The organism is Streptomyces aurantiacus, assembly GCF_001418335.1.
Taxonomy (GTDB): Bacteria; Actinomycetota; Actinomycetes; order Streptomycetales; family Streptomycetaceae; genus Streptomyces; species Streptomyces aurantiacus.
Map to the genome: position 1 here is coordinate 1 of NZ_LIPP01000375.1, position 14,104 is coordinate 14,104.

13 protein-coding genes are annotated in these 14,104 nt (G+C 71.1%); 6 read left to right on the forward strand and 7 right to left on the reverse strand.

Annotation, left to right across the window (positions count from 1 at the left end; all coding sequences use genetic code 11):
* Positions 1-291: 291 nt before the first annotated feature.
* Positions 292-960, reverse strand: coding sequence for a biliverdin-producing heme oxygenase (locus tag AOK01_RS35685; protein WP_055519066.1), 669 nt, complete (start codon positions 958-960; stop codon positions 292-294).
* 223 nt (positions 961-1,183) lie between these two features.
* Positions 1,184-2,041, reverse strand: a complete 858-nt coding sequence (gene map, locus AOK01_RS35690; RefSeq protein WP_055519068.1) for a type I methionyl aminopeptidase — start codon at positions 2,039-2,041, stop codon at positions 1,184-1,186.
* A gap of 58 nt (positions 2,042-2,099) precedes the next feature.
* On the opposite strand from map, the gene AOK01_RS35695 reads away from it, so the two are divergent.
* The gene (locus AOK01_RS35695) at positions 2,100-2,330 is read left to right on the forward strand and encodes a hypothetical protein (RefSeq protein WP_055519070.1); all 231 of its coding nucleotides are present in this window, start codon (positions 2,100-2,102) and stop codon (positions 2,328-2,330) included.
* Between the two features lie 30 nt (positions 2,331-2,360).
* Here AOK01_RS35695 and AOK01_RS35700 read toward each other — a convergent pair whose 3' ends face one another.
* A complete protein-coding gene (locus AOK01_RS35700) occupies positions 2,361-2,762 on the reverse strand; it encodes a VOC family protein (protein ID WP_055519072.1) in 402 nt (133 codons plus the stop codon).
* Between the two features lie 125 nt (positions 2,763-2,887).
* Between AOK01_RS35700 and AOK01_RS35705 the strand changes: the two genes are divergently transcribed.
* Positions 2,888-3,937: a helix-turn-helix transcriptional regulator gene (locus AOK01_RS35705; RefSeq protein WP_055519074.1), complete on the forward strand. Its 1,050-nt coding sequence runs from the start codon at positions 2,888-2,890 to the stop codon at positions 3,935-3,937.
* A 47-nt stretch (positions 3,938-3,984) separates the two neighbouring features.
* Here the strand turns inward: AOK01_RS35705 and AOK01_RS35710 are convergent, their stop codons facing one another.
* Positions 3,985-5,250, reverse strand: a complete 1,266-nt coding sequence (locus tag AOK01_RS35710; protein ID WP_055519089.1) for an MFS transporter — start codon at positions 5,248-5,250, stop codon at positions 3,985-3,987.
* Positions 5,251-5,509: 259 nt separating this feature from the next.
* Between AOK01_RS35710 and AOK01_RS35715 the strand changes: the two genes are divergently transcribed.
* From AOK01_RS35715 to AOK01_RS35725, 3 genes are all read left to right on the forward strand, one after another.
* Positions 5,510-6,616, forward strand: coding sequence for a sialidase family protein (locus tag AOK01_RS35715; RefSeq protein ID WP_055519076.1), 1,107 nt, complete (start codon positions 5,510-5,512; stop codon positions 6,614-6,616).
* Between the two features lie 37 nt (positions 6,617-6,653).
* A complete protein-coding gene (gene npdG / locus AOK01_RS35720; RefSeq protein ID WP_055519077.1) occupies positions 6,654-7,358 on the forward strand; it encodes an NADPH-dependent F420 reductase in 705 nt (234 codons plus the stop codon).
* 183 nt (positions 7,359-7,541) lie between these two features.
* Positions 7,542-7,733 (forward strand): hypothetical protein, encoded by a 192-nt coding sequence (locus tag AOK01_RS35725; RefSeq protein WP_055519079.1) that lies wholly within the window; start codon positions 7,542-7,544, stop codon positions 7,731-7,733.
* Here the strand turns inward: AOK01_RS35725 and AOK01_RS35730 are convergent.
* Entirely contained in the window at positions 7,723-8,523 is an 801-nt protein-coding gene (locus tag AOK01_RS35730) for a site-2 protease family protein (RefSeq protein ID WP_055519081.1), read from the reverse strand. The two genes, AOK01_RS35725 and AOK01_RS35730, sit on opposite strands and share 11 nt — an antisense overlap.
* A gap of 134 nt (positions 8,524-8,657) precedes the next feature.
* Here AOK01_RS35730 and AOK01_RS35735 point away from each other — a divergent pair, with 134 nt between their 5' ends.
* Positions 8,658-12,083, forward strand: a complete 3,426-nt coding sequence (locus AOK01_RS35735; RefSeq protein WP_055519083.1) for an AfsR/SARP family transcriptional regulator — start codon at positions 8,658-8,660, stop codon at positions 12,081-12,083.
* A gap of 18 nt (positions 12,084-12,101) precedes the next feature.
* Here AOK01_RS35735 and AOK01_RS35740 read toward each other — a convergent pair whose 3' ends face one another.
* Both AOK01_RS35740 and AOK01_RS35745 read right to left on the reverse strand, forming a co-directional pair.
* Positions 12,102-12,929 carry an ABC transporter permease gene (locus AOK01_RS35740; protein ID WP_055519085.1) on the reverse strand — a complete coding sequence of 276 codons (828 nt, stop codon included), beginning with the start codon at positions 12,927-12,929 and terminating at the stop codon, positions 12,102-12,104.
* A complete protein-coding gene (locus tag AOK01_RS35745; protein WP_055519087.1) occupies positions 12,926-14,002 on the reverse strand; it encodes an ATP-binding cassette domain-containing protein in 1,077 nt (358 codons plus the stop codon). Before AOK01_RS35745 ends, AOK01_RS35740 begins: the two co-directional genes overlap by 4 nt.
* Positions 14,003-14,104 lie beyond the last annotated feature (102 nt).

Genomic DNA, 14,104 nt, shown 5'->3' on the forward strand with positions numbered 1-14,104 from the left:
AGATGTGTATAAGAGGGAGGGCCGGCGGGGGCTGGGCGCGCACGTCCCCGCGCCCCTTGGGGAGGGGCTGCGCGCCGTCCCACCCAGGGGCGCGGGGAACTGCGCAATCTTTTGTCTTTGAGGGCGCGGTCGGCACGGCGCGGGCCTTCGGCTTTCAGGGGCGCGGGGAACTGCGCAATCTTTAGTCTTTTAGGGGCGCGGGGAACTGCGCGACCAGCCCCCACCGACCCGCACCCAAAAACGCACCCGCACGGGACCCGCACCCGAAACCGGCGAACCCCAGTGGAACGGTCACGCGCTGATGCGGAACTCCTCCCCCAAACCCCCAAACACCCCACTATTCAACGCAAACGCCCGCTTGCACTCAGCAACAATCCGCTGCTTCTCCAGATCGTCAACCGGAAGCCCATCGAGCAACTCGCGATACCCCCGCTTGAACGCCGCCGGATTCCCGATGTCCTCGAAGACATAGAACCGGACCCCGTCCCCCTTGCGCGCGAACCCCCAGGTCTTCTCCGCCTTGTCGCGGATGATCTGCCCGCCGGACAGATCGCCGAGATAGCGCGTGTAGTGATGCGCGACGTATCCACCGGGCCAGGTCCGGGCACACTCCGCGACCCGCGCCGCGTACTCCCGCGTCGCGGGCAGCGCGGTGACGCCGTCGCGCCATCCCGCACCCCGCAGATGGGCGAGGTCCCGCTCCAGGGAAGCGAGCCGCATCAGCTCGGGCTGGATGAACGGGCCCGCCACCGGATCGGAGGACAGTTCACGCGCACCCGACTCCAGCGCCTCGTACACGAACCACAGCTGTTCCGTGTAGCGCGCGTACGCGTCCACGCCGAGCCTGCCGCCGAGCAGGTCGCTCATGAAGGTCGAGGTCTCCGCCTCCACGTGCTGCTCGTGTGACGCGGTGCGGATGAGCGTCGAGAACGGTGTACTCGACGTACTCGACGAGTTCATGAGGACCTCCGGGGCCGAAGGAAGGAGACGGGAACCGGGCCAATCTTCTATGGTTAGGCTTACCTAAGTCAATGGGTTTCCGACGTGCTGTCGGTAAAACCGTACCTCGAATCCCCACCGCCCCACCTGCCACAAGAAAAACGCCGCCCGCTCTGGACGAGCGGACGGCGTGAACGGACGGCGTGAACAGGCGGCGTGAACAGGCGGCGTGAACGGCCGGAGGCTACGGCAGCGTAAGAACCTCGGCCCCGCTGTCCGTGACGACCAGGGTGTGCTCGAACTGCGCGGTCCGCAGCCGGTCCTTCGTGACGACGGTCCACCCGTCGTCCCACATGTCGTACTCGTACGTCCCCAGCGTCAGCATCGGCTCGATGGTGAACGTCATCCCGGGCTGGATCACGGTCGTGGCGTGCGGGCTGTCGTAGTGCGGGACGATCAGCCCGGAGTGGAACGACGAGCTGATGCCGTGCCCGGTGAAGTCCCGCACGACCCCGTACCCGAACCGCTTCGCGTACGACTCGATGACCCGGCCGATGATGTTGATCTGCCGGCCGGGCCTGACCGCCTTGATGGCGCGGTCGAGCGACTCGCGGGTCCGCTCGACCAGCAGCCGCGACTCGTCGTCCACGTCGCCGACGAGATACGTGGCGTTGTTGTCGCCGTGCACGCCCCCGATGTACGCCGTCACGTCGAGGTTGATGATGTCGCCGTCCCGCAGGACCGTGGAGTCCGGGATGCCGTGACAGATCACCTCGTTCACGGAGGTGCACAGGGACTTCGGGAAGCCGCGGTAGCCGAGCGTGGACGGGTAGGCGCCGTGGTCGCACATGTAGTCGTGCGCGACCCGGTCCAGTTCGTCCGTGGTGACACCGGGCGCGATGACCTTCGCGGCCTCCGCCATGGCCTGCGCGGCGATCCGGCCGGCGACACGCATCGCCTCGACCGTCTCGGGCGTCTGCACCTCAGGACCGGTGTACGGGGTCGGCGCGGGCTTTCCGACGTACTCGGGGCGGCGGATGTTACCGGGCACGGAACGGATGGGGGACAGCTCCCCTGGGGCGAGCAGCGACTGGCCAGACATGCCAGCGAGTCTAACCAGCGGGGATGGGGGAACATATCGGTGGCGAGAGGAGCTGGTCATGGCCCTGTTCAAGAAGCGGACGGTCGGCAAACCGGGCGAGTGGTACTACTGCCTGGAGCACAAGAAGGTCGAGGAGGGCCCCGAGTGTCCCGCGAAGGACCGCTTCGGCCCCTACGCGTCCCGCACGGAGGCCCAGCAGGCGATGGACACGGCCCGCGAACGCAACCTCGAATGGGAGACCGACCCCCGCTGGCACGACTCGGCGGCGCGAGGCTCGGACGACGACTAGCTCTCCAGGGCCTTACCACCCTGCTTGGCGTCACCGGGCGGCGAACTTCTCGACGGCCGCCGCGGTGACGGGTGTGAAGAAGTTGACGAGGTTGCCGTCGGGGTCGCGGAAGAGCAGCGACCGGTTGCCCCACGGCATCGTGGTGGGCTCGGTGACGAAGTCGGTGACGAGACCGGTCAGGTTCTTGTGCACGAGGTCCACGTCGTCCACGAGGAACTCGGTGATCACGCTGTGGTTCGCCGCCGGGCGGGCGGAGCCCGGGGCGAACAGCGGGACGGTACGCGTGCCGGCGATCGCCAGGGTGGCGCTGGAAATCTTGAGCTCGGCGAAGTCCTCGGTGGCCCACACCGCCCGCACCCCCGTGACCCGCTCGTAGAACTCGACGAGGCGCGTGACGTCACCGGTGATGATGCGGATCGAGACGAAATCCATGGTGATCTCCTTGATCGTTGAAGCCGTGAAGCCGTGAAGCCGTGAAGTGGTTGATGTCGCTGCACCTCGCAGGCTAGGAGAAATAGTGGACAGAATCGGCCCGGTATTCGCCATAGGCTGAGCGCATGTCCCGACCCACCGGCCGTGTGCTCACCCTCCTGGAGCTGTTGCAGTCGGGCGGTACGCGGACGATGGCCGAACTCGCCGACCGGCTCGGCGTCGACGGGCGCACCGTGCGCCGGTACGTGGACCAGCTGATCGACCTCGACGTGCCCGTGGAGTCGGTGCGCGGCCGCTACGGCGGGTACCGGCTCGCCGCCGGATACCGTCTGCCCCCGCTCATGCTCAGCGACGACGAGGCGCTGGCCGTGCTGCTCGGCCTGGTCGCCGGTCGCCGGGCCGGGCTGACGACGGCGGGGGACACCGCGAGCGAGACGGCATCGGCCAAGATCCGGCGGGTGCTGCCCAAGCACCTCGCCCGCCGGCTCGACACCCTCATGGAATCGCTCGCCTTCACGGACCGGCCCGGTGAGTTCGCCGCCCCCGCCCCGGACGCCGGGGTCCTGCTCACCGTCGCGGATGCGGTACGCCATCGCCGGCCGCTCTCGGTCAGGTACACCGACCGCGACGCCCGGCGCAGCGAGCGCACGCTGCACGCGTACGGGATCGTCGCTCACGCGGGCCGGTGGTACGTCACGGGCAGGGACCCCGGGATCGGCGAGGACCGAACCCTCCGGCTCGATCGCATCGCGGACGCGAGGGCGCTGCCCGGCTCGTTCGAGGCGCCCGTGGGTCTTGATCCGGTGCAGCGGGTGCTGTCGGGGTTCGCCACGGCCGCGTACCGGCACGAGGTGACCTTGCGGATCCAGGGGACCGCCGAGCAGATCCGCGCCCGCCTTCCCGCCAGTGTCGCGATCCTGGAGGACCTGGAGGACGTGCCCACGCCGGGTGAGGACCGGGCGGGCGACGACCCGGCGGCCGAGCGCTGGCTGCGCGTCCAACTGCGGGCGGAGCGGCTCGACTGGTTGCCTGCGGTACTCGCCTCACTCGACCGGCCGTTCGTCATCGAGCGCCCCGATGAGCTGCGCGACCTCGTCGGCGCGCTCGCCGATCGCCTCGCGTCCTACGCCGAGAACCGCGCGCTCAGCCCTCACGACCCTCAGCCCGACACCTGAGACCCGGTGGCAGCCTTCCCCCGCGACCTCTACGACCCCCGCGACCCCTATGACCCCTGCGACTCCCGCGACTCCCTCATCCGCACCGCGTGCTCGTTCGTCCGCACGTCGTACGTCATGAGCTTCGGCAGGCACAACGCCAACGCCCCCACCGCGGCCACGCACAGCACGCCCCCGGCCCACACCGACGCCCGTACGTTCAGCCACGCGGCCATCCCACCGGCACGGACCTGCCCCAGCTGAGGCCCGACCGAGTACGACAGCAGCTCGATCCCGGCCAGCCGGCCCCGCAGCTCGTCCGGAATCGTCTGGTTCCACATCGCCGCCCGGAAGATCCCGCTGACCATGTCGAAGCAGCCGCCGAGGGTCAGGAACAGCAGCACCAGCCAGACGTCGTGCACGGCACCCGCGGCCACCATCGCGAGCCCCCAGAACGCCGCCGCCAGCACCACCATCCGCCCGTGCCGACGGATCCGCGAGGTCCACCCGCTGGTCAGGCTCACCAGCAGCGACCCGGCGGGCAGCGCCGCGTACATCAGCCCCAGCGACCACTCGGCGTCCAGCTCGTCCGCGAGGAAGGGCAGTACGGCGAGCGGGAAGGCGAAGAACATGGCGGCCAGGTCGATGGCGTACGTGCCCAGCAGTTCCTTGCGGCTCCACGCGTACCTGGCGCCCTCCGCGATCGACCGCAGCGACGGCTTCGCGGCCTCGTGGGCGGCGGGCGACGCGGCGAGCCCCACGGCCAGGACGGCCGAGACCACGAACGTGGCGAGGTCCGCGGCATAGGCCCAGCCGAGCCCGGCGTACGCCACGACGAGCCCCGCGACCGCGGGCCCGGCGACCCCGCCGACCGTCCACCGCAGCGAGTTGAGCGCGGCGGCGGCCGGCAGGTGCTCGTGCCGGACGATGCGCGGCGTGAGCGCGTCGAGGGCCGGGCGCTGGACCGCGACGAGTGCGGAGGAGAACGCGGCGACGGCGTACAGCGGCCACACCACAGGGTCCGGCAGCAACGCGTTGACCAGCAGCACGGCCGAGAGCAGCCCCTGCCCCGCCTCGGTCCAGAGGATCAGCTTCCGCTTGTCCAGGGCGTCGGCGAGGGCCCCGCCGTACAGCCCGAACACGATCAGCGGCAGGAGCTCCACGGCACCGATCGCACCGACGGCCACCGCGGAACCGGTCAGCTCCTTCATCTGCACGGGCAGCGCGACGAACGTCAGGAAGCTGCCGAAGTTGGTGACGAGCCCGGCCACCCATAGCCGCCGGAAGTCGGGAGAAGTCCGCCACGGCGCGAGATCGGGCAGCAGCGCGCGCACCCACGAGGCCCCGCTTCCGCCCTCGCCCTCAGCGCCGGGTTCCGCCTTCTCCGTCTGTTCCGTCTCTTCCGTCTGCTTCGTCACGACGGGACATGGTCCGTGGCCGGCCCGCCACGGACAAACGCTTTTTCAGTTGAGCGGGCCGTCAACAGGTCCGCCGCAACCGGCCGCCCGTCAGCCGGAGTTCACCGTGCATTTGCCCAACCTGGGCAGAGTGGTCGACCGTCCCGCTCACCCGTACCGGCAAGGAGAGGCTTCCATGACCAGCAGCGAGATCGTCAGCGAGATGGCCGTCACCGAGATGTCCGTGCCGTTCCGCGCCGGACAGGAGGGGTACGCGAGCTTCCGTATCCCGGCCGTCGTCGCCACCGCGGCGGGAACCCTGCTCGCCTTCTGCGAGGGCAGGGTCGGCTCCCGCGACGACTTCGGCAACATCGACATCGTGCTGAAGCGGTCCACGGACGGGGGACTGACCTGGGGACCGCTCCAGGTCGCCGCCTCGAACGGCGACGCACTCGCCGGAAACCCGGCCCCCGTCGTCCTCGACACCGGCAGAATCCTGCTCGTCCACGTCCGCAACGCCGCCCTCGCCACCGAGGACGCCATCCGCCGCGGCAAGGTGAGCGCCGCCGACGGACGCCGCGTCTGGATCGGGCACAGCGACGACGACGGGCTCACCTGGTCGAGCCCGAGGGACATCACCGAGCGGACGAAGAGGGCGGCCTGGCGCTGGTACGCCACCACCCCGGGCCACGCCCTCCAGCTCACCACCGGACGGGTCGTCGTACCCGCCAACCACTCCCTCCCGCCGACCGGCACGGACAACGGCACCGAGGGCACGTACAACGGCGGGCACTGTCTGCTCAGCGACGACCGCGGCGAGACCTGGCGCCTCGGGTACGTCGACGACAACCCCGACAACTACGTCAACGTGAACGAGACCACCGGCGCCGAACTCCCGGACGGCCGCGTCTACTTCAACACCCGCACCGACTCCACCGCCCCCGGCACCCGCGCCGACGCCTACTCGCGGGACGGCGGCGCGAGCCTGGTCAGACCCTTCCGCCCGCAGGCCGGGCTCACCGGTCCCGTCGTCGAGGGCTGTGTGCTCCAGCTCCGCGACCCCGACGTCCTCCTCTACTCCGGCCCCGCCGATCCCGGCTTCCGTGCCCTGATGACGATCCGCGCCAGCACCGACGACGGCGTCACCTGGCGGACGGCGTACACCGTGGACGGACTGCCCGCCGCGTACTCCGATCTCGTGCGCGTCGACGACGGCACGGTCGGGCTCCTCTACGAGACGGGCGACTTCGGCGCGTACGAGACGATCACCTTCCGACGCGTCCCCGTGACAGCCCTCACCTGAGCGGCGAACAGGGGAATCACGCACGTAAAGTCGGCCCATGACCTCTACTGACAGTGCACAGAAGGCTCCCGCGAAGGACCCCTGGGACCTTCCCGACGTCTCCGGGCTCGTCGTCGGCGTGCTCGGCGGCACCGGTCCGCAGGGCAAGGGCCTCGCCTACCGGCTGGCCCGAGCGGGCCAGCCGGTGATCATCGGTTCGCGGGCCGCGGAGCGCGCGCAGGCAGCCGCCGACGAGCTCGGACACGGCGTCGAGGGCGCCGACAACGCCGAGACGGCCCGCCGCAGCGACATCGTGATCGTCGCCGTGCCGTGGGACGGACACGGCAAGACCCTGGAGTCGCTGCGGGAGGAACTGGCCGGCAAGCTCGTCGTCGACTGCGTCAACCCGCTCGGCTTCGACAAGAAGGGCGCGTACGCGCTGAAGCCCGAGGAGGGCAGCGCGGCCGAGCAGGCCGCCGCCCTGCTGCCGGACTCCCGTGTCGCCGCCGCCTTCCACCACCTGTCGGCCGTGCTGCTCCAGGACCCGGAGGTCGAGGAGATCGACACCGACGTGATGGTCCTCGGCGAGGAGCGCGCGGACGTCGAGATCGTCCAGGCGCTGGCCGGCCGCATCCCGGGCATGCGCGGCATCTTCTCCGGACGGCTGCGCAACGCCCACCAGGTCGAGTCGCTGGTGGCGAACCTGATCTCGGTGAACCGCCGCTACAAGGCCCACGCGGGCCTGCGCCTGACCGACGTGTGACCGACGTGTGACCGACGACGTACGGACGTACGACCGACGTACGACCGACGTGCGGAGCGCGGTACGGGAGTGAGTGCGGGCGCGCTCCGGACGTGGGGGACACTGGAGCCGAGCAGTGTCCCCCTTCGAGTTCCGGCCGAGTTCCGCCGGACTCCCGGAGTTCCCCGACAGGAGCCGACACCCATGTCCCGACTCGCCCTCTACGCCCTCGTCGTCTGCGTCCTCGCCGTCGCGGCGGCCGTCGTCTCCTTCAGCCGGGGCAGCCTGCTGGGGATCGTGTGGGTACTGCTCGCGGGCCTGTCGTCCAACATGACCTGGTACTACCTGCGCCGGGACCGGGTGCGGCGCAGGGCGTCGTCGTCCGTCACTGGTTGATCGAGCAGTACTGGTCGGTCTCCGTCCAGAACCGGTAGAGGTTCTGCCCGCAGTACGTGCTGATCTCGTCGATGCCGAGGGTCCGCAGCAGCGCGTCGATCGCGTCGAAGAACTGGCCGTTCACCTCCGGGATCCACAGGACCGCGAAGACGAAGAGCAGCCCGAACGGCGCGAACGGCTCCACCTGACGACGGATCTTGTACGAGAGCCAGGGCTCGATGACGCCGTAGCCGTCCAGGCCCGGGATCGGCAGGAAGTTCAGCAGCGCGGCCGTGACCTGGAGCAGCGCCAGGAACGCGAGGGCGAACTGGAAGTCGGCCGGTACGCCGTCCAGCGCGTCCAGCCAGAACGGGGCCGTGCAGACCACCGCGAACAGCACGTTCGTCAGCGGCCCCGCCGCCGAGATCAGGCTGTGCTTCCAGCGGCCCTGGATCCGGCCCCGCTCGATGAAGACCGCGCCGCCGGGCAGACCGATGCCGCCCATGATGACGAAGAGGACGGGCAGCACGATGCTGAGCAGCGCGTGCGTGTACTTCAGCGGGTTGAGGGTCAGATAGCCCTTCGCGCCGATCGAGATGTCGCCGCTGTGCAGGGCCGTGCGCGCGTGCGCGTACTCGTGCAGACAGAGCGAGACGATCCACGCGGCCGTCACGAACAGGAAGACGGCGACGCCCGGCTGCTCGGCGAAGCCTGTCCAGGTGGCCCAGCCGGTCACCGCCGCGACGGCCACGATCCCGAGGAACACGGGGCTGATCCGCCGGTCACTGTGCCGGTTGGTGGCGGTGGTCATGGGGTGGGACTCCCTGGAATCTTCGAAAGGGCTGGGCGTGCCGGGTAGACCGTACCGGTGGTGTGGGGGGAACGTCCTGGGGAGGGCCGCAGGTTCCTGCGGCCCTTTCCATTCTCGTCTCGCCAACAGGGACAATGGTCTTCGTGCGCTACCGCATCCTCGGCACCACCCAGGCACTCCGTACCGACGGCACCCTCGTTCCGGTCGGCGGGGCGCGGCTGCGCGCCCTGCTGGTCGTCCTCGCCCTGCGCCCCGGCCGGACCGTGTCCGCCGCCGTGCTGGTCGACGAGGTGTGGGGCGCCGACCCTCCGGCCGACGCCCCGGGCGCGCTGCAGGCCCTGGTGGGACGGTTGCGCAGGGCCCTCGGCGCGGACGCGGTCGGCTCGGACGAGGGCGGCTACCGGCTGCGCGCGGCGGCCGACGACGTCGACCTGCACCGTTTCGAACGGCTCGCGGGCGAGGGCTCGCGCGCGCTGGCCGACGGCGATCCCGGCAAGGCGGCCGTCATCCTCGACGACGCCCTCGCCCTCTGGCGGGGTCCCGCCCTCGCCGACCTCCCGGACCGTACGGCCGAGTCGTCCCGCTGGGAGTCCCGCCGCCTCGACGCCCGGCGCGCCCGCCTGACCGCCGCGCTCGCCCTCGGCCACGCCGAACAGTCCCTGCCCGACCTCACCGCCCTCTGCGACACCCACCCCCTGGACGAGCCCCTCCAGCTGCTGCGCCTGCGCGCCCTGCGTGACGCGGGCCGCACCGCGGAGGCCCTGGCCGGCTACGAAGCCGTACGGCAGCTCCTGGCCGACCGTCTCGGCACGGACCCGGGGCCGGAACTGCGGTCGCTGCACGCGCAGTTGCTGCGGGGCGCCCCCGACAGGCACGACGCCGAGCCCGAATTCGGCTCCGTGCCCGTGCCTGACTCCCGCTCCGGCTCCGGCTCCGGCTCCCGTTCCGCGTCGCGTGAGCGTTCCGCGCCCCTCGGCAATCTCCGGGCCCGGCTCACCTCCTTCGTCGGCCGGGACACCGACCTGGCGGCCATCCGCGGGGACCTCGCGGCGGCGCGGCTCGTCACCCTGCTCGGGCCGGGCGGCGCCGGCAAGACACGGCTGTCGCAGGAGGCGGCGGAGAGCGTCGCCGCGTCCCTGCCCGACGGGGTGTGGCTGGCCGAGCTCGCGCCCGTCGACGACCCCGAGGCCGTCCCCGAGGCCGTCCTCACCGCACTCGGGGCACGGGAGACCGTGCTGCGCGGCGCCGGGGCCGAGGAGCTGCGGGTCGTCACCGAACGGCACGACGACCCGCTCGTACGGCTCACCGAGCACTGCGCCAAACGCCGCATGCTGATCGTCCTCGACAACTGCGAACACGTCGTGGACGCCGCGGCCCGGCTCGTGGAGCAACTGCTCGAACGCTGCCCCGGACTGACCGTACTGGCCACGAGCCGCGAACCCCTCGGTGTGCCGGGGGAGTTGCTCAGACCGGTCGAGCCGCTGCCCGAGCCCTACGCGCTGAGGCTGCTCGCCGACCGGGGCGCCGCCGCCCGGCCCGGCTTCCGGGTCGAGGACGATCCGGAGGCCGCCGCCGAGATCTGCCGGCGCCTGGACGGACTGCCGCTCGCCATCGAACTCGCCGCCGCCCGGCTGCGGATGCTCACCCCGCGCCAGATCGCCGACCGCCTCGACAACCGCTTCCGTCTCCTGACCTCCGGCAGCCGTACGGTCCTGCCGCGCCAGCAGACCCTGCGGGCCGTCGTCGACTGGTCCTGGGACCTTCTGGACGAGGACGAACGCGACGTACTGCGGCGGCTGTCCGTCTTCGCCGGCGGCTGCGACCTCGCCGCCGCCGAGGCCGTCTGCGGACCCGCCGCGCTGGAGGCGCTCGGCTCGCTCGTCGACAAGTCCCTTGTGGTCGCCGCCCCTTCGGGCAAGGGAAAGGACGAGGGAAGGGATGAGCGCGAGGGCGACGGCAATGCCAATGCCAATGCCAATGGTGAGGGCAACGGCGAGAGCAGAGGCGAGAGCGCGATGCGCTACCGGCTCCTTGAGACCGTCGCCGAGTACGCCGGGCAGCGGCTCGACGCGTGCGGTGAGCGCGCCGCGACCGAGCGCGCCCACCTCACGTACTACCGCGAATTCGCCCGCACCACCGACCCGTTGCTGCGCGGACCCGGCCAGCGTGAGGCCATCGACCTGTTCCAGCTGGAAAGCGAGAACACGCGCGCCGCGCTGCAGCACGCCATCGCCGAAGGCGACGAGCAGGAGGCGCTCTGCCTCGTCCTCTCGCTCGCCTGGTACTGGCAGATCCGCGACCTGCGCCTGGTCACCCGCAACTGGACGCGGGAGACCATCGCCCTGGGCCCCGACCCGTTCGCGCCGCCCGCCGAGCGCGCCGTCCCGCTGTACGAGTCCTGCACCGCGAACCCGCCGCCCATGAGGGCGGACGTCCTCGCCGAGGCCCGGCGCGGCGTCCACCTCCTCCATCTCTCCTGCATGGAGCAGGAGATCGAGTCCTGGCAGACACCGGAGGCCGACGCCAAGATGCGCGCCGTCGCCGAGACCTACGAGCCCGGCTTCCCGCAGGTCTGCCGCAACCCCGGCTACCTCTGGTTCTTCGCCATACTGCTGACCGGCGACATGGACCGGCTGCACCAGGTCGTCGACGCGAGCGTCGAGGCCTGCCGCGAACTCGGCTACGAATGGGAGCTGGCCGTCGCCCTGCAGATGCGCGCCAACGTCCTCGCCAACCGCGCCGACTGGGCGGGCGACGCGACCCGCGACGCCGACGAGTCGCTGGAGCTCTTCGTCCGCCTCGGAGACGCCTGGGGCGCCGCCGAGGCCCTCTCCGCGCGGGGCGAGGCCCATGAACGCAGAGGCGAGTACCAGCTCGCGGCGACGGACTACGAGACGGCCATCACCCACGCCGAACGCCTGGGCGCCCGCGCCCAGGCGGCCGTCCTCGGCAGCCGTCTGGGCGGCGTGCTCATCGACGCGGGCGAGAGCGAGCGGGGCGAGCGGCTGCTGCACGACGTCCTGGAGCGGGGCGACGGCACGCACAACGAGGCGATGCCCGCGGCCCGGCTGTTCCTGGCGGTGTGGTTCGGCCGCAGCGACCGCGTCGCCGACGCCCGCGAACAGCTGAGGCGGCTGCGCGACGACTTCGGCGCCCTGCGCTTCGTGGTCTTCGACGGGTACGTCCTCGGCGTGGAGGCCTGGCTGGACTCGAAGGAGGGCCTGTACGACGAGGCGGTGGGGAAGATACGGGGAGCCCTGGAGCGCGGGAAGGACCCGCTGACCCACATGATCTCGCCGCACATGCCCTCCGCGCATCTGACCACCGCCGCCGTGGCACTGGCCGGAGTCGACGGCGGCCGGCGCGCCCCGGACGCCGCCCGGTGCCTCGGCGCCGCCGACGCGCTGCTCCCGCCCGGACACTTCCGGGTCGTCATGGAGCGCGAGATACGGGCGCAGGCCGAGGCGGCGGTGCGCGAGGTCCTGGACGACACGGCGTACAACACCGCGTACGCGGAAGGCGGCGGCCTCTCCTTCGAGGAGGCCACCGCCCTGCTCTGACGCCCGCTCCGGGTCATCTCAGCTCTTGGTGCGGTACTTGTGGATCGCGACCGGGGCCATCACCACGGTGATGACGACCGACCACGCGAGGGTGATCAGGACGTCGTGGGCGACCGGCTGTCCGCCGTTCATCAGGCCCCGGGCCGCGTCCGCGAGGGACGACAGCGGGTTGTAGTCGGTGAACGTCTGGAGCCAGCCCGGCATGGTGGACGGCGGCGAGAAGATCGAAGAGCCGAACTGCAGGGGCATCAGCACGAGGAACCCCATTCCCTGGATGGCTTGGGCGTTCTTCATCACCACGCCCATGGTCAGAAAGATCCACATGATGGAGGAGCCGAAGACCAGGGCCAGGCCGATGGCGGCGAACAGGCCGAGGACGTTGGACACGGACAGGCCGAGCAGGAAGCCGACCGCGAGCAGAATCGCCGTGGCGAGCAGCAGCCGGCCGATCTCGACCGAGATCTTGGCGATCAGGACCGAGGCGCGGGATATCGGCAGGGACCGGAAGCGGTCCATGACACCCGTCTGGAAGTCCTGGTTGAAGCCGGTGCCCACGCCCATGGCGATGTTCATGCCCATCATCGCCATCAGGCCGGGGACCACGTAGTTGACGTACTCGTCCTGGTTGCCCTTGCCGGCGATCGCGCCGCCGAAGACGAACACGAAGAGCAGCGTGAACACGATCGGCATCAGGATGACGTCGAACATCGACTCCGGGTCCTGGCGGATCCACAGCACGTTGCGGCGGACGAGGGCGCTGATGTGCCGCAGATGGGCGCGCAGGCCGATGCGGGGCGCGTCGTCGGTGGTGAGCGCCGCGGGGGCGTCGATGACGGTGGCGCTCATACGGCGGCCTCCTCGTAGGAGCGGCCGGCCGGGACGTCCTGGGAGGCGCCGGGGTCGCTCGGATCGGTCGGGTCGCTCGGGTCGGTGGCCCGGTGGCCGGTGAGGGAGAGGAACACCTCGTCCAGGCTGGGCAGTTCGGTCGCGAGGTCGGAGAGGGTGATGCCGCGGGCGGTGAGCGCGCCGACCACCGCGGTCAGCTGCTCGTCGCTGAGGATCGGCACGACGACCGTGCCGGTGGCGGGGTCCACCGTGGCGCTGCCCGGACCCGTGAGGCCGAAGTCGTCGAGCGCGGTGGCCGTGGGGCGCAGCTCCAGCGGATCGGCCGGGCGGATGCGCAGCACGCGACCGCCGACCCGCGCCTTCAGCTCGTCGATGCCGCCGTTCGCGATGACCTTGCCGCGGTCGATGACCGTGAGCTCGTTCGCGAGCTGCTCGGCCTCCTCCATGTACTGGGTGGTGAGCAGGACGGTGACACCGTCCCGGACCATCCGCTTGACCTCGGTCCACACCTCGAACCGGGTGCGCGGGTCCAGGCCGGTCGTCGGCTCGTCCAGGAAGAGGACGCTCGGGCTGCCGATCATGGACGCCGCGAGGTCGAGGCGGCGGCGCATGCCTCCGGAGTACGTGCTCGCCGGCCGCTTGGCCGCCTCGGTGAGCGAGAAGCGCTCAAGCAGCTCGTCCGCACGGGCACGGGCGTCCTTGCGGGGCAGGTCGAGGAGCCGGCCGATCAGATAGAGGTTCTCGCGCCCGGAGAGTTTCTCGTCCACCGAGGCGTACTGGCCGGTCAGGCCTATCACCCGGCGGAGCCGGCGGGGCTGGCGCACCACGTCGAAGCCGGCGACCGTGGCCCGGCCCGAGTCGGGGACGAGGAGGGTGGAAAGGATGCGTACGAGGGTCGTCTTGCCGGCGCCGTTCGGGCCGAGCACACCGCGGACCGTGCCCTCGCGCACGTCCAGGTCCACGCCGTCCAGTGCCTTGGTCTCGCCGTAGTGCTTGACCAGCCCCCGCACGGTGACGGCGTGGGCGCCGGTGCCGTTGCCCCCCGGCCGGGGATCTTTGTCGATTCGCGTCATGGAACCAACCTCCCACCCCCCACCGACAAACCACCGACAGCCACCCGACAGCTCCGCTGGGGGCTGGGTCCTTAGGGGCGCGGGGAACTGCGCAACGGGGGT